Here is a 21,965-nt window from a genome sequence, read left to right as displayed (position 1 = left end):
GCGCCGCTTCCCCCCTGTCACGCCTTCCCGGCAACACGTCAGCCAAGTGTTGCCAGATCAGGATTTGCCCCGTGGTTCCGACAACCCCACCACATCGCAATCCGCTTGATCTGGCGGGCAATATGGCCACACTGCCCGGCAACAACCAGAACAACGGCGATATCGGGGATGATCATGACGCAGAAATTGCTGCTGGCGGTGGCGCTGGTGGGCGTGGCCACCACGGCACAGGCCGCGCCGCGTTATGCGGCCAGCATACAGCGCACGGATTTTGGCATTCCGCACATCACCGCCAAGGATTGGCGCGGCGCGGCCTATGGCGTGGCCTATGCCTATGCGCAGGACAATCTGTGCCTGTTGGCCGAAGAATTCGTCACCATCAATGGCGAGCGTTCGCGCCACTTTGGCCCGGCGGGCAAGGTTGTCGTGGCGTTTGATCCGATCGACAATCTGGCGTCGGATGTGTTTTTTCGCAGCCAGATCGACATGAAGGCGCTGCGCCAGGGCCATGCGAAGCAGGCGAGGGCGGCGGTTGATCTGATCGATGGCTATGTGGCCGGCTATAACCGTTTCTTGCGGGATGCGGGGCCAGCGGGTGTGCCGGCGGCGTGCCGGGGCAAGGCCTGGGTGCGGCCGATCACCCGGGATGACATGTTGCGCCTGAACGAAAAACAGATGCTGCTGGCCGGATCCTTGCCGCTGGCCGCCGGCATTGCCGCGGCGGCGCCGCCGGCCGCAAAGGCGGTGGCGCGTGCCGAACCGGTCGCCTTCAATCTGGATGATGGTGGCAACGGCATCGGCAGCAACGGCTGGGCCTTTGGCAGCGAGGTGACCAGCGATGGCCGCGGGCTGCTGGTGGGCAATCCGCATTTCCCGTGGAACGGGCCGAACCGCTTCTGGCAGATGCATGTGACCATCCCCGGCGTGTATGACGTGATGGGCGGTGGCCTGGCCGGCACGCCGATGCCGACGCTGGGCTTCAACAAGGATGTCGCCTGGACCCACACGGTCACGGCGTCGCGGCACTTCACCCTGTTTCAACTGACGCTCGACCCTGCGGACCCCACTGCCTATCTGGTGGACGGCAAGCGCGAGAAGATGACCAAGATGGTGGTCACCGTGCCGATGCCCGACGGCACCGCGCCGGTGACCCGCACGGTCTATGGCAGCCGCTTTGGCGCGCTGGTTGTGGTGCCGGCGGCGTTCATGGGCTGGGGCGCCAAGACGGCCTTTGCCATCCGCGATGCCAATCACAACAACCAGCGCGGCTTGATGACCTGGCTGGCCATCGGGCAGGCGAAAAGCACGGCGGAGGTCCGCACGGCGGTGGAAAGCTCGCTGGGCATTCCCTGGGTCAACACCATCGCGGCGGATCGCGCCGGCAACGCGCTGCTGGCCGATGTGACGGCGGTGCCCAATGTGACGGCGGCGCAGATCGATGCCTGTGCAACGCCGGCCACCAAGCCGTTGCTGGCATCGCGGGCGCGGCTGGTGGTGCTGGATGGCAGCAAGGCGGCGTGTGACTGGCAGGTGGCCAAGGGCACACCGGTGCCCGGCTTGATGCCGGCCGCGGATCAGGCGGTGGTGGCGCGCACGGATTATGCCGCCAACAGCAACGACAGCTATTGGCTGAACAGCCCGCGCGCGCCCTATGCAACGCTGTCGCCGATATTGGGCGCGGCGCAAAGCCTGCGCACGCTGCGCACCCGATCGGGCCTGGTCGAAATCGAAGCGCAACTGGCCGCCGGCAAGCTGGACCGCCGCATCGCCAAGACGATGGCCTTTGCCAACAAGAGCCTGGCCGCCGATCTGGTGCTGCCGGCGTTGCTGCCGCTTTGCGTGGCAGATGCCAGTCTGGCCGATGCCTGCACCGCGTTGGCGGGGTGGAACCGGCGGTTCGACAACGACAGCCGCGGTGCCTATCTGTTCGCCGCCTTCTGGACCCGGGTGGAAAGCAACCCGGCGATCTGGCGCACCAAATTCGATGTGGCCGATCCGGTGAACACGCCGCGCGATCTGAACACCGATGGGGCTGTGGGCGAAACCCTGCGCACCGCCCTGAAGGCGGCGGTGGAACGGCTGCGCACCGAAGGCATCGCGCTGGATGCGCGTTGGGGCGATGTGCAATTTGCCCAGCGCAATCAGGATCGGATTGCCATCCACGGCGCCCACGGCGAGCTGGGCGTGCTCAACGTGCAGCAATCGGTGGTTGTGCCCACCGGCTTCACCCCGATGCACGGCACCAGTTATATCCAGGTTGTGGGCTTTGATGCCGCCGGGCCGGTGGCCGATGCGTTGTTGAGCTATTCCCAATCCACCAACCCGGAATCGCCGCATTTCGGCGACCAGACCAAGGAATATTCGGCCAAACGCTGGCATCATATGCCCTTCACGCCCGCCGAAATTGCGGCCGCCCGCAAGGGGGCAGCGGTGGTGATCAGCGAATAGGGCCGATCACACCACCGGGCGCCCGCCCAGGGTTTCCGACAATTTCGCCACGATCGCGCTGCGCGCCTGCGCCGATAGCGCCTTGCGGTCGGGCATGTCGGCGGGGCTGAAGGGCTCAAGGAAGTGCACGCGCACCTCCCAGGTGCCGGGGCGAGACAACAGCCGCCAGGCGTTCTGCGCGCCGGTTTCCAGGCCGATCCAGGCGAGGTTGCGCCCCGCTTCGTCGCAATCGATCACCACGGGTTGCAGCGTGGCGCCCGATGGCGGCGGCAGCAGCATGGCGAACAGCGGCGCCTTGAACGGCAACAGGCGGCGGCCGTCGCTGGTTGTGCCTTCGGCGAACATGGCGACGCGGCTGCGGCCGGCGAAGACGGCGCGGATGGCGGCGATCTGCGCCGGCACGCCCAGCCGATCGCTGCGGTTGACGAAGATCGTATCGTTGATGCGGCACAGGAAGGCGAGGCCGGGCCAGACGGCGATGCCGTGCTGCGCAACGAACACCGCGCCGGTGCAGCCGCCCAGGATCAGGGCGTCGGTCCAACTGAGGTGGTTGGCGATGTAGAACACCTTGTCCGGCACCGGCTGCCCGATCACCCGCACCCTTATGCCGCAGGCGCGGCCGCCCCAGCGCAGGAAGCGCTGCGCCCAGGGCGATTCTCGGCTGCTGAATTTGCGCCACAGCAATTGCATCGGCACGCACAGCGCCGCGACGGCGGCCAGCCACAGCGCGCGTGCCGTGACGCGCAGCCCGCCGGCGGGATCGGCCGCCACGGCGCGGGCAAAGCGCGCCAGTGCGGCGCGCGAGCTGGGCACCGGCGGCGCGACAAAGCCGCTGGCGTCCGGCATCGGGGGCGGCCAATTGTCAGACAAGGCAGTTGGGGCGGTTTCGGCGTTCATGCCCGCGCTTCTTGCCGCAACTGCGCGCGCGCCGCTATGGGCCAAATCATGGCGCAGATCGTTATGCTCGATTCCGGGATTGGGGGCTTGTCGGTCCTTGATGACGTGCGCGCGCTGTTGCCGGCGATCGACATCACCTATGTCGCCGACAACGCCGGTTTTCCCTATGGCACCAAGACCGAGATGGAGGTGGCGACGCGGGTGTGCGCGCTGCTCGGCCGGTTGACGGAACGGCTGAAGCCCGATTTGCTGGTGATTGCCTGCAACACCGCATCGACCATTGCGCTGGCCCACGCCCGGGCGGTGCTGGATGTGCCGGTGGTCGGCACGGTGCCGGCGATCAAGCCGGCGGCGGAACAGTCGAACACACGGGTGATCGGGGTGCTCGGCACGCAGGCGACGGTGCGGCAGCCTTATGTGGACCGCTTGTCGGCCGATCATGCCGGCGATTGCACGGTGCTGCGCCATGGCTCGGCGCGGCTGGTGGAGCTGGCGGAGGCACAGTTGCGCGGGCGCGCGGTGACGGCGGCGGACGTGGCGCCGGAACTGGCCGGGCTGCTCGATCAGCCGGGCGGGCAGCGCATCGATCGGATCGTGCTGGCCTGCACGCATTTCCCATTGCTTGAACCACAATTGCGCGCGGCGGCGCCGGCGGGGATGGGCTTTGTGGATGGCGGCGCCGGCATTGCGCGGCGGGTGGCCGATCTGCTGGGCGCGCGCGGACGGCAAGGAACCGGGCAGGGCCGCGCGCTGTTTACTGGCAAGGATGATGAGCTTGACCTGCTCGCCCCGGCGCTGCACCGCTATGGTCTCAGCATGCAGCAATGAAGGCGAGCCATGGCCCTGGACGATGAGGAATTGAAGGCGCGCATGAACCGGTTCGTGCCGCCCACCGCCGAAATACTGGGCCAGGAAATCCTGGAGATCGACAGTGCGGCCGGTTGGGTGAAGATGAAGTTTCAGCCCGTTGCCGCCTGCCGCAACCCGATGGGCAATATCCAGGGCGGGATCATGGTCGCCATGCTCGATGATGCGGCCGCCTTTGCCGCCATCATCAAATCCGGCAAGCGCATCGGCATTCCGACCATCGAACTCAAAACCAGTTTCTTCGCTCCCGCCAAGTTTGGCGTGCCGCTGTTCGCCACCGGGCGCTGCCTGAAGCTCGGCAAGCGTGTCGCCTTCATGGAGGCCGATCTGTTCGACGAAGCCGGCACGCTGCTGGCCCGGCTGACAACCTCGGCGATCCCCGTCGAACTGCCGGAACCCGGCCAACTGGTGGACCGCAAATGAGTGAAGTCCTGTTCGAAACCCGTGGCCATGCGCTGTGGATCACGCTCAACCGGCCCGAGGCGCTGAACGCGCTGAATCACCCGATGGCGGTTTCCATCCACCGCGCCATCATCGATGCCATGGGCGATCCTGCCATCGCCCATATCGTCATCACCGGCGCTGGTGACCGGGCGTTTTGCGCCGGCGGCGATGTCGCGCTGCTCGGCCGCGAAGGCCGGCAGGACCGGGCGTTGTGGGAGAATTTCTTCCACGACGAATATCGCATGAACCAGGCGATCGCGCGTTGCGGCAAGCCGTGGCTGGCCTTGATCGACGGCATCACCATGGGCGGCGGCGTGGGCCTTTCCATCCACGGGCCGTACCGCATCGCCACCGAACGCACGCTGTTTGCCATGCCCGAAACCGGCATCGGCCTGATTCCCGATGTGGGCGGCACCCATGCGCTGGCCGCGTTGCCCGGTGAGATCGGGGCATGGCTGGCGCTGACCGGCGCGCGGTTGAAGGCAGCCGATCTGCGCTATTGCGGCATCGCCACCCACCATGTGCCGTCGTCACATCTGCCCGCCTTGCGCGATCTGCTCAGCACCAGCCATGAACCGGTGGCCGAACTGCTGGCGGCCTTCGACGAAGACCCCGGCGAAGCGCCGTTGGCCCAGGTGCGCGACGCCATCGATTATCATTTCGGCCATGATCGGGTGGAAGATATTGTCGCCAGCCTGAGTGTCGGCGATGATTGGGCGCAGGCGCAGGCTGCCACCATCGCCCGCATGTCGCCCACGTCGTGCAAATTGTCGCTCGCCGGCCTGCGGCTGGCGCGCGGCGTGGCGATCGAGGATGCGCTTAGACACGAATATCGCATGGTCTGCGAAATCCGGAATGGCCATGATTTCTTCGAAGGCATCCGCGCGCAATTGATCGACAAGGATCGCAACCCGAAATGGCAGCCGGCGACGCTGGAAGGCGTGAGCGATGATGACGTGGCGCGCCACCTGGAGGTGCCGGAGACGGGGGATCTGACGTTCGAGTGAGGCGTATCGGGCCGAACGCCCTCCCCCTGCGGGGAGGGCGTTTTACGTTTTTACTTGAATGCAATCCCGCCTCAAAAACACGCCTGCCACTGCACGGTATCCACGAACCAGCGCTCTTCGCTGATCTTGTCGCCGGCAAAGCGGAACAGCACGGCGAGCTGGCTGGAGTCGCACTTGGCGCTCTTCCAGTTCAGGATCGAGACCACCTCGTCGCCATCGGAAATCTGGCGCAGGGCGGTGATCTCGAACCCCGGCGGCAGCGCCGCACCCAGATTTTCCAGCGCGCCGCGAAACGCTGCGGTGCCGTGGAGTTCGTCCGCCTGCCCCGGCATCACGAACAGCATGTCGGGCAGGTAATCGGCGATCAGCGTGTCCCAATCGCCGCGGCCAACCGCGTCCCACCCACGTTGTACGATGTCGGCATGGCTGATGGTCATATTTGGCCCTTCGGACGGGCAAACGCCCAGTGCGTCGCCGACATCCCCAAGCCATCATGCCGGCCAACCACCGGCTTGCCAAGGACATGTGTGCATGATGACGCACCCGGAACCTTTCAGAGTCCACGACCGGCCGAAGTCAATCCGGGCCCAACCCGTCTTGCGCTGGCGGGCGCAGGCTGCATGGTGGCTCGGCCGCTGCCCGGTCGCGGTTCCATCGGACGATCGCAAATGCGCCTCCATCGCGAATCCCATCTCGTCACCCGCATCGGCTGGCTGCGCGCGGCGGTGCTGGGGGCCAATGATGGCATTGTCTCCACCGCCAGCCTGATCCTGGGCGTGGCGGCGTCTGGCGCGGCGCGGCCGGCGTTGCTGGTGGCCGGTGTCGCCGGGCTGGTGGCGGGCGCCATGTCGATGGCGGCGGGCGAATATGTCTCGGTGAGCAGCCAATCCGATACCGAGGCCGCCGATCTGGCGCGGGAGCGCGCCGAACTGGCCGCCGATCCGGCGCATGAACTGGCCGAACTGGCGGAGATCTATGTGGCCCGCGGCCTGAATGAAGAAACCGCGGCGGCCGCGGCGGCGCAGATGATGGCGCATGATGCGCTGGGCGCGCATGCCCGCGACGAATTGCACATCACCACACTCACCGCGGCGCAGCCGGTGGTGGCCGCCTTCACCTCTGCCGCCACCTTCACGGTGGGTGCGGCGCTGCCGCTGCTGTTGGCGGCGCTGCTGCCGATGCCGCTGATGGCGGCGGGTCAGGCGGCCGGCGCGCTGCTGTTTCTGGCGCTGCTCGGCTATGTCGGCGCGCGTGTGGGCGGCGCGCCGCCGCTGCGCGCCACGCTGCGGGTGCTGTTCTGGGGGGCGCTGGCCATGGCGTTGACGGCCGGCATCGGGCGGCTGGTCGGCACGGCGATTTGAGGTCGCGCGGCATTGCCGGCAACCGGCGGCGCTTGTAGAGCCGCAGCGACAACGGCAGCGGGAAGGAATTGGCGCGTGGCAACAGCTTCCAACCAGGTGATCGCGCTGGCATCCGATCATGCCGGCTATGCGCTGAAGGCGATGCTGGTGGCGGATCTGCGCGCGGCCGGGCATGCGGTGCTGGATCTGGGGCCGGATGGCGAAGCGAGCGTCGATTATCCCGATTTTGGCCGTGCGCTGGGTGAAGCGCTGGCGGCCGGGCAGGCGACACAGGGCATTGCGGTGTGCGGCAGCGGCATCGGCATTTCGATCGCCGCCAATCGCATCGCCGGGGTGCGCTGTGCGCTGGTCACCAGCGGCTTGATGGCGCGGCTGGCCCGGCAACATAATGATGCCAATTGCATCGCGCTCGGCAGCCGGATAATCGGAACCGAAGTTGCCCGCGACTGCGTGGCCGAATTTCTGGCCACCCCATTCGAAGGCGGCCGCCATGCTGGCCGCGTTGCCAAGCTGGGTTGAGGAGAGACAGATGAGCACCCGTCCTGCCGTGGCCCAGCCTGCCGATACCGGCTTTTTCGAAACGCCGGTGGCGCATAGCGACCCGGCGGTGGCCGCCGCCATCGCCATGGAACTCGATCGGCAACAGAATCAGATCGAACTGATCGCATCGGAAAACATCGTCAGCCGCGCCGTGCTGCAGGCGCAGGGATCGGTGTTCACCAACAAATATGCCGAAGGCTATCCCGGCAAGCGCTATTACCAAGGCTGCCACCCGTCGGACGTGGTCGAACAACTCGCCATCGATCGTGCCAGGCAGTTGTTTGACGCCGCCTATGCCAATGTGCAGCCGCATTCGGGCGCGCAGGCCAATGGCGCGGTGATGCTGGCGTTGACCAAGCCCGGCGACACCATCCTGGGCATGAGCCTGGATGCCGGCGGCCACCTGACCCATGGGGCCAAGGCGGCGCAGAGCGGCAAATGGTTCAACGCAATTCAATATGGCGTGCGCCGCGAAGATCATCTGATCGACTATGACGAGGTCGAGCGGCTGGCGGTGGAACACAAGCCGGTGCTGATCATTGCGGGCGGTTCGGCCTACCCGCGCGTCATCGATTTCGCCGCGTTCCGCGCCATTGCCGACAAGGTTGGCGCGCGGCTGCTGGTCGATATGGCGCATTTCGCCGGGCTGGTTGCGGCCGGCATCCATCCGTCACCGATCCCGCACGCCGATGTGGTGACCACCACCACCCACAAGACGCTGCGCGGCCCGCGTGGTGGCATGATCCTGTCGCGCGATGCCGAATTGGGCAAGAAATTCAACAGTGCGGTGTTCCCCGGCCTGCAAGGCGGGCCGCTGATGCATGTGATCGCGGCCAAGGCGGTGGCCTTTGGCGAGGCGTTGCAGCCGGAATTCAAGGCTTATGCCCGTGATGTGGTCAGCAACGCGCAGGCGCTGGCGGCGCGCCTGGTGACGCGCGGCTGTGCCGTGGTCGCCGGCGGCACCGATACCCATCTGGCGCTGATCGATCTCAGCCCCAAGGGCTTGACCGGCAAGGACGCGGATGAAGCACTGGAGCGCGCCGGCATCACCTGCAACAAGAATGGCGTGCCGTTCGATCCATTGCCGCCCACCAAGACCAGCGGCATCCGCGTCGGTTCGCCAGCCGGCACCACCCGCGGCTTTGGCGTCGCCGAATTCCAGGCCATCGGCGACATGATCGCTGATGTGCTGGACGGGCTGGCGGTGAACGGGCATGATGGCAATGCCGGGGTCGAACAGGCGGTCAACCAGCGGGTGCGGGCCTTGTGCGCGCGCTTCCCGATCTATCCAGGCGGCTGATCCGCCAGCGAGGAGCGGAGCATGAGCGACGAACAGCCCAAGGACTTCAACCAGAAGGTCGATGATCTGGCCGCGGACGCGCTGGCAGCCGGCAAGAAGTTCGTGGCCACCGATGCCGGCCGCAAGGTTGCCGATGTCACCGACACGGCCTTCACCAAGGCCGAAGGCCTGGCGCGTCAGGCCGCCGACAGCGAATATGGCCGCAAGGCGCTGGAAAGCGATGTCGGCAAACAGGCGACGGAACTGGTCAGCCGAGCCGACGGTTGGGCCAAGTCCAATATTCCCAACACGCTGGCGCGCAATGTCGCCATTGGCGCGGGCGCCGGGGCCATTGCCAGCCTTGTGCTGCCGTTCGGGCCGCTGCTGTGGGCGGCGGCGGGCGCCGGCCTTGGCTTCATGCGCAGCGTGAGCAAGAAAAGCTGATGCGCTGTCCGTTTTGTGGCAATGATGACACCCAGGTGAAGGACAGCCGGCCGACCGAAGACGGGTCGGCGATCCGGCGGCGGCGGCAGTGCGCGGCGTGTGGCGGCAGGTTCACCACCTTCGAACGGGTGCAGTTGCGCGAACTGGTGATCGTCAAGAGAAGCGGCAAGCGCGAGCCGTTCGAACGCGACAAGCTGGCGCGCAGTATCGAGATTGCCTGCCGCAAGCGCCCGGTCGAACCCGAACGCATCGAACGGCTGGTCAACGGCGTGGTGCGGCAACTGGAATCGCTGGGCGAAAGCGAAATCGACGGACAGGTGGTGGGCGAACTGGTGATGGTGGCATTGCAGGCGCTCGATCCGGTCGCCTATATCCGCTTCGCCAGCGTGTACCGCGATTTCCGCGAGGCGAAGGATTTCGAAACCTTCGTGGGCGGCCTGTCGGATGCGGTGAACGGCACCAAGGGCGAGAGCGCATAAGTGGACGCAGCGACATTGCCGACCAATACACCTGCGATCGTGCTGGTGCGTCCACAGCTTGGCCAGAATATCGGCGCGGCGGCGCGGGCCATGCTGAATTTCGGTTTCACCGATCTGCGGCTGGTGCAGCCGCGCGATGGCTGGCCCAATGCCGATGCCGGGCCTTCGGCGGCGGGGGCCGATGCGGTGATCGAATCGGCGCGTGTCTATGATTCGCTGGGCGATGCCATCGCCGATTGCCACCTGACCATCGGCACGGCGATGACCATGCGCACCCATGTCTGCCGCGTCACCTCGCCGGCCGGCGCGGTGGCCGAAATGCAGGCGTTGCCCAGCCGCAGCGCGCTGGTGTTCGGGCCGGAACGCACCGGGCTGACGCGCGATGATCTGCTCGCCTGCCATGCCCTGTGCACCATCCCCAGCAATCCGGATTTCGGCAGCCTCAATCTGGCGCAGGCGGTGGCGGTGCTGGGCTATGCCTGGGTGGTGGGACATGCGGCGCCGGCCGCGTCGGCGATGGTCAACCATGATGGCCCGGCCGCCGGCGCCGAACTCGCCGGCCTGATCGCGGCGCTGGAGGCGCGGCTGACGGAAACCGGCTGGTATAATCCCGCCCCCGGCCTCGCCGAAGCGTCGCGCCGCATGCTGGTCAATGTCTTCACCCGCCCCGGCTTCACCGGCGCCGAAGTGCAGTTCCTGCGCGGTGTGGTGCGCAATCTGGCGGGGCGACCTGGCGGCAAGCCGGGCTGACCTGCGAAGCGGCAAAGCATCGGGGCAATGACCGGCCTGACATGAAAAAGGTCGCCGGCGGGCTCATGCGCCGGCGACCTTTTTGGTCGCTTCGTTGCTGTGGTCGGATCAGGCCACCCGATCAAGCAACGGCAGGATATTCCGTCGGTTCGGGATCGCGCAGCGAATAGCCGCGGCCCCACACGGTTTCGATGCAGCCCGATGCCGGCGCGCCGGACAGGTGCAATTTCTTGCGCAGCTTGCACACGAACACGTCGATGATCTTCAGTTCCGGCTCGTCGCGGCCGCCATAAAGATGGGTGAGGAACATTTCCTTGGTCAAGGTCATGCCCTTGCGCAGCGACAGCATTTCCAGGATGGCATATTCCTTGCCGGTGAGCGCCACCCGCTTGCCATCGACCGTAACGCTGCGTGCGGCCAGATCGACCGCCACCGGCCCGGTGATGATCACCGATTGGCCATGCCCCTGGCTGCGCCGCACCAGCGCGTGCAGCCGGGCCATCAATTCCTGGCGGTCAAACGGCTTGGTGACATAATCATCCGCGCCAGCGCCAAACCCGCTGACCTTGGTGCCGGTTTCGGCATCGCCCGACAGGATCAGCACCGGCGTGTTGATGCGCAGTTGCCGCAACTGGCGCAGCACCTCATGACCGTTCATGTCCGGCAGGGTGAGATCCAGCAGGATCACATCGAATTCATAGGTGCGGGCATATTCCAGCGCCAGCTCACCCGTGCTGGCGGTTTCGTGCTCGATGCTCGCATCGTCGAGCATGCGCTCGACGCTGCGGGCCATGGCACGATCGTCTTCAATCAAAAGGACGCGCATCCAATCGTCTCCGGACTCGGTTTGACCCCTACCAGGCGCAATACGCCCGACACCGACCCCAAGCGGTGTGTAATCAGTATTACCGCCATCCGTAAATACCCCAGCGGAAAATTTTTCATAAATATTTCAGAATGTTCAGTTATTCTTAATATTGGTCTCCAAGGCGTCGAAAAGAGGCCGGTAGATTTGCACCCGTGTCACGCGCAGACCCGGCGTACCAACCCTGTCCACGGCGCGCTGCCAGAGTTGAATCTCCTCAAGGCTCAAACGCCAGCGCTGGCAGGCGTCGTCCAGGCTGATTCGGCCGTCGTTGATCGCCTTCAGCACGGCGGCCTTGCGGCTTGGCACCCAGCGCACCGTATCATCCGGGGGCAGCGGATCACTGCCAAAGCCGGGCGGTGGCGGCGACATGAACGACATGCGTGCTCCTCCTTCCGGCCCGAGATACGGGGCGGATTGGTCATGGGTTGCGTGGTGCCTGTTTCACGGCACCTGCGCCGCAGCCTTTACGATTTGCCAAGACTTGACGGCGGCGGGCCGCGTGCCCATTCCCGACATCCAATGCATGTCCCCGCTTCAATTCTGGCCCCGGCTGCCGCGCATGCCGTGCTCGCACCGCTGGCCGGGCGGCGGGTTGCGGTCGCCATGTCGGGCGGTGTGGACAGCAGCGTGGTGGCGGCGCTGGCCCATGCTGCCGGCTGCGACGTGGTCGGCATCACGCTGCAACTTTATGACAGCGGCGCTGCGGCGCGCCGGCCGGGCGCCTGCTGCGCCGGTGCCGACATCCGCGATGCCCGCGCCGTCGCCGATCGTCTGGGCATCACGCATTTCGTTGTCGACATGGAAAGCCGCTTTCGGAACAGCGTGATCGACGCGTTCGTCGATGCCTATGCCGCCGGGCGCACGCCGGTGCCGTGCGTGGAGTGCAACCGCACCGTCAAGTTCACCGATCTGCTCGCCCTGTCACGCGATCTGGGGGCCGAAGCGCTGCTCACCGGCCATTATGTGCAGCGCCTTGAAGGCGCGGGTGGCGCTGAACTGCATCGCGGCGGCGACCATGGCAAAGACCAGAGCTATTTCCTGTGGACCACCACGCAGGCCCAGCTGGATTATCTGCGCTTTCCGTTGGGCGCGCTGGCCAAGGCGGAAACCCGCGCGCTGGCCGAAGCCTTTGGCCTGGGCGTCGCGGCCAAGCCGGACAGCCAGGATATCTGTTTCGTGCCGGGCGGCGATTATGCCGCCGTGGTGGAACGCATAAGGCCGGACCTGGCGCAGCCGGGCGACATCGTCGATGCCGGCGGCGTGGTGATTGGCCGCCACAATGGCATCCACCGCTTCACCGTGGGCCAACGGCGCGGGCTCGAACTCGGCGGGCAGGCCGAACCGCTTTACGTGATCGGCATCGATGCCGCTGCTGGCCGGGTGATTGCCGGCCCGCGCCGGGCGCTGGCGGTGGCGGCGGTGCAACTGGATGGCATCAACCGGCTGGGTGCGTGTGATGGTCCGCTGATGGTGAAGGTGCGATCGATGGCACCGCTGGCGCCGGCGCGGCTGGTGGGGGATGTGGTGCAGTTCGATGCGTCGCAATATGGCGTCGCGCCCGGCCAGGCGGCGGTGGCCTATGTCGGGGATCGTCTGGTCGCTGGCGGCACCATCGCCGCCACCATGGGCGCCGTCCAAACGGCCTGACAGCGGCACAGTCACGCCAACGACGATGTGGCGGCCTGTTGACGGTCTGGCCGTCAGCTATTTGACATTCAATATCCTGTTAACGGATGCAGTCACCGCATCCGTTCAGCTTCGCACTTGGCATGCAAATTGCCTTGGGGAAGGGCATGAGCACGCCCATCCCCGCCCTGCCACCGCCACACTGGCTTCCCGGCCTCGACCGCTTTGATCCCGCCGATCTTGCGGTCATCATTGGCGATCAACGGCCGATAACGCCGCGGCTTGAATCGCAGCGCTGCCTGCATCTGGCCCCGGCCCGGCGCGGGCAGGCGCGATTGCAGGCGCGCAGCCTGCAGATCGATGTGGCGCCGGGCGATGAGGATTGGGCGCTGGCGCTGGCCGCCGCCTTTGCCCGCCCCGATGCGCCGGCCGCCGCCGATCCTGCCAGCCGGGCGCTGCTCGATCTGGCCCGCCGCGTCGGGGCCACCCCCACCGGCGTGCTGATCGAAGGGCCGACCGGCACCGGCAAGGAAGGCCTGGCCCGGCTGGTCCATGCCGCCTCGCCGCGCCACGCCCAGCCGCTGGTGGCGATCAACTGCGCGGCGCTGGCCGATCAGATGGTGGAGGCCACGTTGTTCGGCCATGAACGCGGCGCGTTTACCGGCGCGGTGCAGGCGGCGCCCGGCCTGGTGCGCAGCGCCGACGGCGGCAGCCTGTTCCTTGATGAAGTCGCCGAACTGCCGCTGGCCGCACAGGCCAAGCTGCTGCGCGTGTTGCAGGAACGCGACGTGATGGCGGTGGGTGCCACCCGCCCGGTGGCGGTGGATGTGCGGATCATTGCGGCAGGCAATCGCGATCTTGCGGCCGAGGTGGCGGCCGGACGGTTCCGCGCCGATCTTTACTGGCGGCTGGCGGTGTTTCCGTTGCGCACCCTGCCGCTGGCCGCGCGGCCGGCGGACATATTGGCCATCGCCGCCCACTGGCTGCTGCGCCGCGCGACCAGCGGTGCAGGCCTGGTGCCGTGGCTGGCGCCGTCAGCCCGGGCGCTGCTGCTGGCGCACGGCTGGCCGGGCAATGTCCGGGAACTGGGCAATGTGCTCGATCGCGCGCTGGTGCTGTGCGACGGGCCGGTGATCGAGGCGGGCGATCTGATGATCGATGCCTGCCCCACTGTCCTGCCGCATGCATTGCCGGGCGATCCTGTGCACCTGGCCTTGCCCGGTGCGGTGCGGATCGCCGAGCAGGGCGCCATCGCCCGCGCCCTCGCCGGCAATGCCAATCGGCGCGATGCGGCGCGTGTCCTCGGCATTTCCGAACGCACCTTGCGCTACAAGCTGGCCGGCCTGCGCCGGCCTGACGGCGTGGCGGCGATGGTGCAATGATGCTGCCGCCGGTCGACAGCAGCGCGATCCTGAAGCTGCGCCAGCAGATCCTGGCGCAAAATGTTGCCCTGCGCGCGCCGCTTGATCAGGGCGGGGTGCTGCCCGGCGCTCCCGGCGAACAGCCGCGCTTCGGTGCGGCGCTCGATACCGCGCTGCGCCAGGTCAGCGCCATTCAGGATCAGGCCGGCGCGGCCGTCACCGCCTATGAAACCGGTCAGAGCCACGATCTCGCCAGCGTCATGATCGCCCGCCAGAAAGCCTCACTTGCCTTTGAAGCCACGTTGCAGGCGCGCAATCGCCTGATCGGGGCCTACAAGGACGTGATGAACTTGCCCCTGTGAAGGGCGGGGCATCCTGAACCATGAGCGACGCTGCCGTCCTCTCTGATGTGGCCTTGTCCGCCGAGCCACCGCTGTCGGCATCCGGCGCGCCTTCGGATCGCCTGCGCGCGCTGGCCGGCAGCCCGGCGCTGGTGCAGGCCCGCCCGGCGCTGATCGTCATCGCGCTGCTCGCAGCGTTGGCGCTGGCAGTGATGGCGCTGCGCACGCCGGATTGGCGGCCGTTGTGGCCCGGCCTGTCCGATGCCGATGCCGCCGCCGTGACCGAAGCGCTGGCCGCCGCCAATTTCGATCACCGGGTGAACGCCGACACCGGCACCGTGGAGGTCGCGGCCGGCGATCTCGCCCGCGCCCGCATCCTGCTGGCCGGGCAGGGCCTGCCCAAATCCAGCGCCGCAGCCACGGGCCTGGACAATATGCCCCTGGGCGCATCGCGATCGGTGGAGGCGGCCCGCCTGAAGGCGGCGCTGGAACGCGAACTGGCCTTGAGTGTCGAGGCCATCGACGGCGTGAAGGCGGCGCGCGTGCATGTTGCCACGCCGGAACCATCGGTGTTCATCCGCGACCGCGCCGCGCCGTCGGCCAGCGTGTTCATCACGCTGGCGCCGGGGCGCAGCCTGTCCGAAGCGCAGGTGCGCGCCGTGATCTGGCTGGTCGCCACCTCGGTGCCCGGCCTGGCCGGTGATCGGGTGAGTGTCGTCGATCAATCCGGCACCCTGCTGTCGGCCGGCGTGTCGGGCGATGGCCAGCAACTGGCCTATCAACAGCGGCTGGAAGCGCTGGTGCGCGAACGGCTGATGAAATTGCTCACGCCGATGCTGGGGCCGGGGCGCTTCACGGCCGAAGTCGCGGCGGATGTGGATTTCTCGCAGAATGATTCGGCCAGCGAGCGGTATCAGCCGCAAGGCACGGTGAAGACCGAACAGACCAGCCGCAACATGGACGGGGCCGCCCCGCCAGCCGCCGGCATCCCCGGCGCGCTGACCAACACCGTGCCGCAGGCCGCGCAAGTCACCGGCAATCCGCCGGCGCCCGCCGCTGCCGCCGCGCCGCCGCCCGCGGTGACCGCCGAAACCGCCGCGCGGCAATGGGAAATCGGCAAGGATGTGTCGGTCACCAGGGCTGGCGCGCCACGGGTGAAGCGGCTGAGCGTGGCGGTGCTGGTCGACAGTGCAGCGCTGGGCAAGACGGCCACCCGGGATATCGCCAATATCCAGCGGCTGGTGCGCGGCGCCATGGGCTTCGATGCGGCGCGCGGCGATCTGGTGGAGGTGCAGATGCGCGCCTTCGCCCCCGAAGAAGCCGCGCCGAAGGCCTGGTATCAGGCGCCGGTGGTGCAGGATTATGGCCAATGGATTGCGCTGGGCGGCGGCGTGCTGCTGCTGCTCGCCATCGGGTTGCTGGTTTGGCGTGGCCGGCGCAAGGCCAAGGCTGCGGCGCTGGCCGCCGCCGTGGTCGCCGGTGATGCCGGGGCGGCGGCCGCAGCGGCGGGCAGCACGCTGGGCAGCATGCTGGGCGCCATCGGCCTGGGCGGGCTGGCCGAATCCGTCGGGCTGTCGGTGTCGCCGGTGGCGGCCGGCGCAGAGGGCGAGCCGCTGGATGGCGGCGAACTGAAGCGGGCCGCGCCGCAGGCGCTCGATTATCAGGAAAAACTGGGCCAGGCCCGCGATCTGGTGAGCGGCGATCGCGATCGTGCCATGGCGGTGGCCCGGCAGATGCTGCTTGCCGACAATCGCCCGGACGTCGTTGCAGCGGCAGCGCCGGCCGCCGCCGAGGCGATCGATGTATCCGAGGCAGAGGCCGCATGAGCGCGCTGCCCGCCCCCAAGCCCGATCCCGCTGCCGGCCTGAGCGGCGCGCAGAAATGCGCCATCCTGTTGCTGGTGCTGGAAGAGGCGCAGGCCGCCGAAATGCTGGCCGGCATGACCCCGGCCGAGGTGCAGCAGGTGGGCGAAGCGATGCTGACCGTCGCCGAAATCGCGCCGGAAGCCATTGATGCGGTGCTCGATGAATTTCTGGCGCGCACCGCGCAGGTGACGGCGCTCGACAGCCAGGGGCGGCAGGTGCGGCAGCGGCTGGGCAAGGCGCTGGGAAGCCCACGCGCCGATACCATCATCGAACGCATCGGGCCGCCAGCGGCCGGCCGGCGCTTTGCCGTGCTGGATTGGGTGGATGGGCCGGCGCTGGCCAGCCTGATCGCCGATGAACACCCGCAGGCCATCGCGGTGGTGCTGGCGCATTTGCCCGAAGACCGCGCCGCGACCACATTGGATGGCCTGCCCGAAGCCTTGCAACCCGATGTGGCGGCGCGGCTGGCGACGCTGCAGCCGGTGAATATCCAGGATCTGGCCGGGCTGGAGGCCGATCTGGAGGCCAAGTTGCGCGGGGTCGGCACCAATCGCGATTCGGCCAGGCTGGCCGGCACGGACTTCACGGCGGCGGTCATCAAGAAGGCGCGCGGCCGCGGTGCGCTGCTCGATGCATTGATGAGCGTCAATGCCGATCTCGCCGCCGAACTGGAAAGCCAGCAGTTCATCTTCGAAGATCTGCTCGGCCTGTCGCAGAAGGACATGCAGCTCGTGCTGCGCGAGGTCGATCCCGGCTTGCTGGCGGTCGCCATGAAGGCCGCCAGTGCCGGCCTGAAAGAGCTGATCTTCGGCGCCATGTCGAAACGCGCCGCGGCGCAATTGCAGGATGAATTGGCCGAACGCGGGCCGATGAAGCGCAGCGAGGTCGATGCCGCGCAGCGCGATCTGTGCCGCACCGTGCGCCGGCTGGGCGATAGCGGCGCGCTGACCCTGCCGACCGCCGGGGAGGCGATGCTGTGAGCGTGCATGACCCCCGCATGGCCGCCCTGCTTGGCAAGCCCGCGCCCGCCGCCGGGCTTGCGCGGCTGCTGGCCAGCCTCAATCCACAGCCCCAACCCGAACCGGAACCACTGCCCGCCATCGATATCAGTGCCCTGCTTGCCGAAGCCCGCGCCGAAGGCGAAGCGGCCGGCCGCAAGGCGGGCGAAGTGCAGGGCCGCGCTGTTGCGGACGCGGCGCTGGCCCCCTTGCGCGCCGCGCTGATCAGCGCCGCCGATGCCGCCCGCGCCGCCTGCGCCATCGACGAAGCGGCGCTGCAGCCGTTGCTGGCCGGTCTGGTCAAGGCGGTGGCCGAGGCCGTGCTGATGGCCGAATTGACGGCTGGCCGCCGCGTGCTGGCCCCGCTGGTCGCCGCTGCGTTGGCCGAAGTCGCCGAAGCGGCCCTGCCCACCGTGTCGGCGCATCCCGATACGCTGGCGCTGATCCTGGCCGATCTGCCGCCGGGCCTGTCGACGCGCAGCGATCCGGCACTGCCGCCCGGCCATGTCGCCATTGCCGGGCCCGATTATCGCATCGATGCCGGGCTGGCCGAACGGCTGGCGCGCATGATTGCGCTGCTGCCATGACCGCGCGGCGCGCCCGCCCCGGCCAGGCAACTGCACGTCTGGCGGGCTTGATCAGCGACGTGTGTCTGCCGCATCTGCCGATCCGCCGCGGCGGCGTGGTGGTTGCCGCCGATGGCGCCATCATCGAAGCGCTGGGCCTGCACGGTGCGATCGGCGACCGGGTTGCCATCGGCGGTGGCGTCACAGCGGCGGGGGCGGCGGAGATCATCGGCTTTCGGGATGGCCGCGCGCTGTTGATGGGCCTGGCGCCGCTGGCTGGCATCACGCCGGGCACGCTGGCGCTGCCTGACCCGCAGGGCAGCGCGATTGCGGTGGGCAATGCGCTGCTCGGCCGGGTCATCGATGGGCTGGGCCAGCCGCTCGACGGGCTGGGGCCGGTTGCCGCCACGGCGCTGGTACCGGCCAGCCCGCCGCCGCTGCCGCCGCATGCGCGGGCGCGTGTGACCCGCCCGCTGGCCACCGGCGTGCGCGCCATCGATGCGCTGCTCAGCCTTGGCCAGGGCCAACGCATCGGCATCATGGCCGGGACGGGTGTGGGCAAATCGGTGCTGCTCGGCCAGATCACCCGCTGGGCGCAGGCCGATGTGGTGGTGGTGGCGTTGATCGGCGAACGCAGCCGCGAGATCAGCGATTTCATCGAGACCGAACTGGCCGGCCCGGCCCGCATGCGCACCGTCACCATTGCCGTGCCGGCGTCGGACGCGATGCTGTGCCGGCTGCGCGGCGCCGGGCGGGCCTTTGCCATCGCCGAATGGTTCCGAGCCCAGGGTCGCCAGGTTCTGCTGATCCTCGACAGCCTGTCGCGGGTTGTGCACGGCGCGCGCGAAGTGGCTATGGCGCGTGGTGAACCGGCCGGCGCGCGCGGTTTCCCGCCCTCGTCGCTGCAACTGATTGCCGATCTGGCGGAGCGCGCCGGTGGCGACCGCGCCAGCGGCGGCGCGATCACGCTGGTGGCGACCGTGCTGGCCGAAAGCGACGACCGCGCCGATCCGGTGGTCGATGCGGCGCGCGGCGTGATGGATGGCCATGTGCTGCTGTCGCGGCGGCTGGCCGGGCGCGGGCAGTTCCCGGCCGTCGATCTGGTGAACAGCGCCAGCCGGGTGATGATCGATATCGCCGGCCCCGCCCACGAATCCGCCGCGCGCGCCTTCCGCCGGATGGTGGCGTTGGCCGAGGAAAATCGCGATCTGGTGCTGATGGGCGCCTATGCCCCCGGCGCCGATGCGGAGCTTGATCTGGCGCTGGCGCTGCAACCGGCGCTGGCGGCGTTCCTGATGCAGGGCCGTGACGTGGCGTGCGATCCGGCCGACAGCATCGCCACGCTGATCGAACTGGTGGCGACATGAGCGCCATCGACCGGCTGATCCGCGTGCGCCGCATCCGCGAGCGGTTGGCGCTGGCCGATCTGGCGCGGGCGCAAGGCCAGGCCGCCGCCGATGCGGCGCTGCTGACGCGGGTGCGCGGCCTGGTCGGCGGGCAGCCGGATGGCGTGCTCAGCGCCGCGGCGCGATCGGCGCGCGCCCGCATCGATGGCCAGTTGCAGGATATCGCTGCCGATGTGGCGCTGCGCGGGGAGCGATCGGCGGCGCTGCGCGATGACGCCGGCCGGCAACTGGCCGCCGCCCGTGCCGCCGTGGATGCCGCCATCGCCCGCCGCGCCGAACAGGAGGGATCATGCTGACCGTTGGACCGCCGCTGCCCGGCCAATCTCTGCCCGGCCAATCGCTGCCCGGTCAGGGCATGCCCCTCTTGCTGATGCCGGATACGCTGTTGCCGGCAGAGCCGCCGGCGCCGCCGAATGCGCCGGTGCTGGATCTGCCGATCCTGCCGCCGGATGCGCCGCTCGCGCTGCGGCCCTGGGCCGGCCATCTTGCCGAGGCGCTGGCGGCCAGCACCGTCCCGGCCCCAACCCCGCTGCCGCCGGACGGGTCCGAACCGCGTGAGGCCGATGTCGAACCCGCCCCTGTTGCCGAGCCGCCGCTGCTGGCGCAGCCATGGGCGCTGTCGCTGGTACCGGAACTGGCGCAATTGCCGGTCGCAGCCCAAGCCGCACCAGCGCCAATGTCCGGCGCGCACACGGCCACGCCGCGACACGTCACGCCGGCGGCCTTGCCGACCGTCGTGGACAGGCCGACCGCCGACCGTGCCGAACCGCCAGCGACCGCTGTGGCCATCCCCACGTCAACCGGCGCCCCGCCCGCGCCCGCGCGCCAACCCAAAGTCGCGCGCACCGATGCTGTCATGCCGTGGCCGCCGCGCCCTGCGCCGGATGGCGACCAGGCCGCGCTGGCCACCGCGCCGGCCGCGCCGCCGCGCCGCCTGCGCACCGTTGCGTTGCCGCCGATATCGGCAAGCCCGGCCCCGGCACCCGCGCCGGGCGTGCAGCGCCCGCGCGGTTGGCAGGCCAGCCTGCCTTCGGTATCGCCCCCCACTGCTGCTGCGCTGGCCGGGTCGCCGATGGCACCGCCAATGCCGGTCGAGGCCATGGCCTTTGAAACGATCATGCTGCCGATCGCCCCTGGCGTTGCCCCGTCCTCCGGCTTGCCAACGGCCCCGGCACTGCCCGCGGTGCGTGCTGCGCCGGCACTGACCCGGCCGACCATGGTGCCCACCGAAACCGCGACGCCAAACGTCAATATCGGCCCCGTTGCCGGCGTCGCGGCGCGCGGTGCAGCGCCTGCCCCGGAACAAGCTCCAGCGCCTGCGCCGTTGCCTGCCGCGCCGGATGAGCCGTTGGCGGCAGCCGTGCGCACGCTGCCCGGCCGTATCGCCTGGCTGCGCGCCGGATCACTGCCGGCCCCCGCCGCGCCGCTGCCGGTGCCACCGGCGGACTCCGATCCGGCCTTGCCGCTTGGTTCGGCCGCGCGCCAGGCGGGCGCGGCGCCTTCGCCCCGACGGGCGTTGCCAACCGAACCCCCTGTCGCCAATCCGGCCATGGCCACGGCCCAGACATTGCAAATGCCGCAGCCGCAGCCGCAGCCGCAGCCGCAGCCGCAGCCCCTGCCGCTGCCTGATGCCCGATCATCCGCAGCCCCGGCGACCGCCGCCCCGTTGCCGCCGGGCGTGCGCGCGCCGCAACCGTCGCCGCTGCCCGCCGTGATGGTGGCAATACCGCAGTTGATCCAACCACCCACTGTGCCGCCGGCTTCACCGGCGCTCGTGCCGCCGCCGCAGATCGTGGCCCCGCCTCAGCCTGCCCTCCCGCCGCAAGGCTTGCTGACGGCCGCGATCGACGCGGTCCGGCCGACGCGGCGCAGCCAGGGCGATTCTGGCGCCAGTGAGGCACCAGCGTCGCCGCCCGCGGCGGAACTGCAACTCGCACCGGCGTCGCCGTCGGTTGCGGCGCCTGCGCCTGCGCCGTCCGCTGCCGCCCGCGCCGCGCCGCTGCCGGAACCGACGCCGACGCTGGCAATCGCCTCCGATCGGCTGGGGTTCGTGCAGGTGGACGTGTCCGGCAGTGCCGATCGGCTGGAGGTCAGCCTGTCGGCCACGTTGGCCGCTGCGCCGATCCTGGCCGGCGAAGCGCCGCGGCTGGCGCAGGATCTGGCGGCGGCCGGCGTGGCGTTGGCCAGCTATGCCGTCAACGGCCAGCACGCCGATCTTGCAGCCGACACGGCCAACCCCCTCGCGGGCAATGCCGGCAGCAGTGCCGGCAGCAATGGCACGGCGGCCGGCCACAGCCAGCAGCAACCGCAGGCCCAGGCCTCACCTGCGCCTGCGCCCGAACCGGGCCGCCGTGACAGCGGCGTGCTGCGCACAACCGCTGCTCGCCAGACCCCGTCCCCCGATCGTTTTGCCTGAAG

General features: G+C 68.8%; 24 protein-coding genes. 19 read left to right on the top strand and 5 right to left on the bottom strand.

Going from position 1 to position 21,965, the window contains the following annotated elements; genetic code table 11:
• Positions 1-38: 38 nt before the first annotated feature.
• Positions 39-176 carry a hypothetical protein gene (locus ABWP22_RS09100; RefSeq protein WP_353199646.1) on the bottom strand — a complete coding sequence of 46 codons (138 nt, stop codon included), beginning with the start codon at positions 174-176 and terminating at the stop codon, positions 39-41.
• Between ABWP22_RS09100 and ABWP22_RS09095 the strand changes: the two genes are divergently transcribed.
• Positions 175-2,448 (top strand): penicillin acylase family protein, encoded by a 2,274-nt coding sequence (locus tag ABWP22_RS09095; protein WP_353199645.1) that lies wholly within the window; start codon positions 175-177, stop codon positions 2,446-2,448. The two genes, ABWP22_RS09100 and ABWP22_RS09095, sit on opposite strands and share 2 nt — an antisense overlap.
• A gap of 6 nt (positions 2,449-2,454) precedes the next feature.
• Here the strand turns inward: ABWP22_RS09095 and ABWP22_RS09090 are convergent, their stop codons facing one another.
• Positions 2,455-3,345 (bottom strand): lysophospholipid acyltransferase family protein, encoded by an 891-nt coding sequence (locus ABWP22_RS09090; RefSeq protein ID WP_353199644.1) that lies wholly within the window; start codon positions 3,343-3,345, stop codon positions 2,455-2,457.
• Between the two features lie 48 nt (positions 3,346-3,393).
• Here ABWP22_RS09090 and murI point away from each other — a divergent pair, with 48 nt between their 5' ends.
• From murI to ABWP22_RS09075, 3 genes are read left to right on the top strand one after another with little or no spacing between them, the layout of a single operon-like run.
• The gene (murI, locus tag ABWP22_RS09085) at positions 3,394-4,173 is read left to right on the top strand and encodes a glutamate racemase (protein ID WP_353199643.1); all 780 of its coding nucleotides are present in this window, start codon (positions 3,394-3,396) and stop codon (positions 4,171-4,173) included.
• Between the two features lie 9 nt (positions 4,174-4,182).
• On the top strand, positions 4,183-4,635 hold the full coding sequence (locus ABWP22_RS09080; RefSeq protein ID WP_353199642.1) for a PaaI family thioesterase: 453 nt from the start codon (positions 4,183-4,185) through the stop codon (positions 4,633-4,635).
• Positions 4,632-5,663 carry an enoyl-CoA hydratase/isomerase family protein gene (locus tag ABWP22_RS09075; protein ID WP_353199641.1) on the top strand — a complete coding sequence of 344 codons (1,032 nt, stop codon included), beginning with the start codon at positions 4,632-4,634 and terminating at the stop codon, positions 5,661-5,663. The genes ABWP22_RS09080 and ABWP22_RS09075 overlap by 4 nt, the downstream gene beginning before the upstream one ends.
• Positions 5,664-5,734: 71 nt before the next feature.
• Here the strand turns inward: ABWP22_RS09075 and ABWP22_RS09070 are convergent, their stop codons facing one another.
• Positions 5,735-6,100 (bottom strand): nuclear transport factor 2 family protein, encoded by a 366-nt coding sequence (locus ABWP22_RS09070; RefSeq protein ID WP_353199640.1) that lies wholly within the window; start codon positions 6,098-6,100, stop codon positions 5,735-5,737.
• Between the two features lie 231 nt (positions 6,101-6,331).
• Between ABWP22_RS09070 and ABWP22_RS09065 the strand changes: the two genes are divergently transcribed.
• The 6 genes from ABWP22_RS09065 (at position 6,332) to ABWP22_RS09040 (ending at position 10,516) form a co-directional block, all read left to right on the top strand.
• Positions 6,332-7,024 (top strand): VIT1/CCC1 transporter family protein, encoded by a 693-nt coding sequence (locus tag ABWP22_RS09065; RefSeq protein ID WP_353199639.1) that lies wholly within the window; start codon positions 6,332-6,334, stop codon positions 7,022-7,024.
• Between the two features lie 75 nt (positions 7,025-7,099).
• Entirely contained in the window at positions 7,100-7,543 is a 444-nt protein-coding gene (rpiB, locus tag ABWP22_RS09060) for a ribose 5-phosphate isomerase B (RefSeq protein ID WP_353199638.1), read from the top strand.
• Positions 7,544-7,553: 10 nt separating this feature from the next.
• Positions 7,554-8,864, top strand: a complete 1,311-nt coding sequence (gene glyA, locus ABWP22_RS09055; protein ID WP_353199637.1) for a serine hydroxymethyltransferase — start codon at positions 7,554-7,556, stop codon at positions 8,862-8,864.
• A gap of 21 nt (positions 8,865-8,885) precedes the next feature.
• Entirely contained in the window at positions 8,886-9,287 is a 402-nt protein-coding gene (locus tag ABWP22_RS09050; RefSeq protein WP_353199636.1) for a hypothetical protein, read from the top strand.
• Positions 9,287-9,766 (top strand): transcriptional regulator NrdR, encoded by a 480-nt coding sequence (nrdR, locus tag ABWP22_RS09045; RefSeq protein ID WP_353199635.1) that lies wholly within the window; start codon positions 9,287-9,289, stop codon positions 9,764-9,766. The genes ABWP22_RS09050 and nrdR overlap by 1 nt, the downstream gene beginning before the upstream one ends.
• Positions 9,767-9,805: 39 nt before the next feature.
• Positions 9,806-10,516: an RNA methyltransferase gene (locus ABWP22_RS09040; RefSeq protein ID WP_353199634.1), complete on the top strand. Its 711-nt coding sequence runs from the start codon at positions 9,806-9,808 to the stop codon at positions 10,514-10,516.
• 121 nt (positions 10,517-10,637) lie between these two features.
• Here ABWP22_RS09040 and ABWP22_RS09035 read toward each other — a convergent pair whose 3' ends face one another.
• Positions 10,638-11,342, bottom strand: coding sequence for a response regulator transcription factor (locus ABWP22_RS09035; protein ID WP_353199633.1), 705 nt, complete (start codon positions 11,340-11,342; stop codon positions 10,638-10,640).
• Positions 11,343-11,477: 135 nt separating this feature from the next.
• Positions 11,478-11,762: a DUF1153 domain-containing protein gene (locus tag ABWP22_RS09030; protein WP_353199632.1), complete on the bottom strand. Its 285-nt coding sequence runs from the start codon at positions 11,760-11,762 to the stop codon at positions 11,478-11,480.
• A 141-nt stretch (positions 11,763-11,903) separates the two neighbouring features.
• Here ABWP22_RS09030 and mnmA point away from each other — a divergent pair, with 141 nt between their 5' ends.
• The 9 genes from mnmA (at position 11,904) to fliK (ending at position 21,963) form a co-directional block, all read left to right on the top strand.
• Positions 11,904-13,031 (top strand): tRNA 2-thiouridine(34) synthase MnmA, encoded by a 1,128-nt coding sequence (gene mnmA, locus ABWP22_RS09025; RefSeq protein ID WP_353199631.1) that lies wholly within the window; start codon positions 11,904-11,906, stop codon positions 13,029-13,031.
• 146 nt (positions 13,032-13,177) lie between these two features.
• Positions 13,178-14,392 (top strand): sigma 54-interacting transcriptional regulator, encoded by a 1,215-nt coding sequence (locus ABWP22_RS09020; protein ID WP_353199630.1) that lies wholly within the window; start codon positions 13,178-13,180, stop codon positions 14,390-14,392.
• Positions 14,389-14,733, top strand: a complete 345-nt coding sequence (gene fliE / locus ABWP22_RS09015) for a flagellar hook-basal body complex protein FliE (protein WP_353199629.1) — start codon at positions 14,389-14,391, stop codon at positions 14,731-14,733. Before ABWP22_RS09020 ends, fliE begins: the two co-directional genes overlap by 4 nt.
• Before the next feature lie 20 nt (positions 14,734-14,753).
• A complete protein-coding gene (gene fliF / locus ABWP22_RS09010) occupies positions 14,754-16,538 on the top strand; it encodes a flagellar basal-body MS-ring/collar protein FliF (RefSeq protein ID WP_353199628.1) in 1,785 nt (594 codons plus the stop codon).
• Positions 16,535-17,557, top strand: a complete 1,023-nt coding sequence (locus tag ABWP22_RS09005) for a flagellar motor switch protein FliG (protein WP_353199627.1) — start codon at positions 16,535-16,537, stop codon at positions 17,555-17,557. Before fliF ends, ABWP22_RS09005 begins: the two co-directional genes overlap by 4 nt.
• Positions 17,558-17,574: 17 nt before the next feature.
• Positions 17,575-18,162, top strand: a complete 588-nt coding sequence (locus ABWP22_RS09000) for a FliH/SctL family protein (protein WP_353199626.1) — start codon at positions 17,575-17,577, stop codon at positions 18,160-18,162.
• The gene (locus ABWP22_RS08995) at positions 18,159-19,508 is read left to right on the top strand and encodes a FliI/YscN family ATPase (protein WP_353199625.1); all 1,350 of its coding nucleotides are present in this window, start codon (positions 18,159-18,161) and stop codon (positions 19,506-19,508) included. Before ABWP22_RS09000 ends, ABWP22_RS08995 begins: the two co-directional genes overlap by 4 nt.
• Entirely contained in the window at positions 19,505-19,843 is a 339-nt protein-coding gene (locus tag ABWP22_RS08990) for a hypothetical protein (RefSeq protein ID WP_353199624.1), read from the top strand. The genes ABWP22_RS08995 and ABWP22_RS08990 overlap by 4 nt, the downstream gene beginning before the upstream one ends.
• A complete protein-coding gene (gene fliK, locus ABWP22_RS08985; protein ID WP_353199623.1) occupies positions 19,837-21,963 on the top strand; it encodes a flagellar hook-length control protein FliK in 2,127 nt (708 codons plus the stop codon). The genes ABWP22_RS08990 and fliK overlap by 7 nt, the downstream gene beginning before the upstream one ends.
• Positions 21,964-21,965 lie beyond the last annotated feature (2 nt).

The organism is Sandarakinorhabdus sp. (assembly GCF_040398665.1).
Lineage (GTDB): Bacteria > Pseudomonadota > Alphaproteobacteria > Sphingomonadales > Sphingomonadaceae > Sandarakinorhabdus.
Note: the sequence above shows the minus strand (reverse complement) of the source record. Positions and strands in the feature narration are given on the sequence as shown.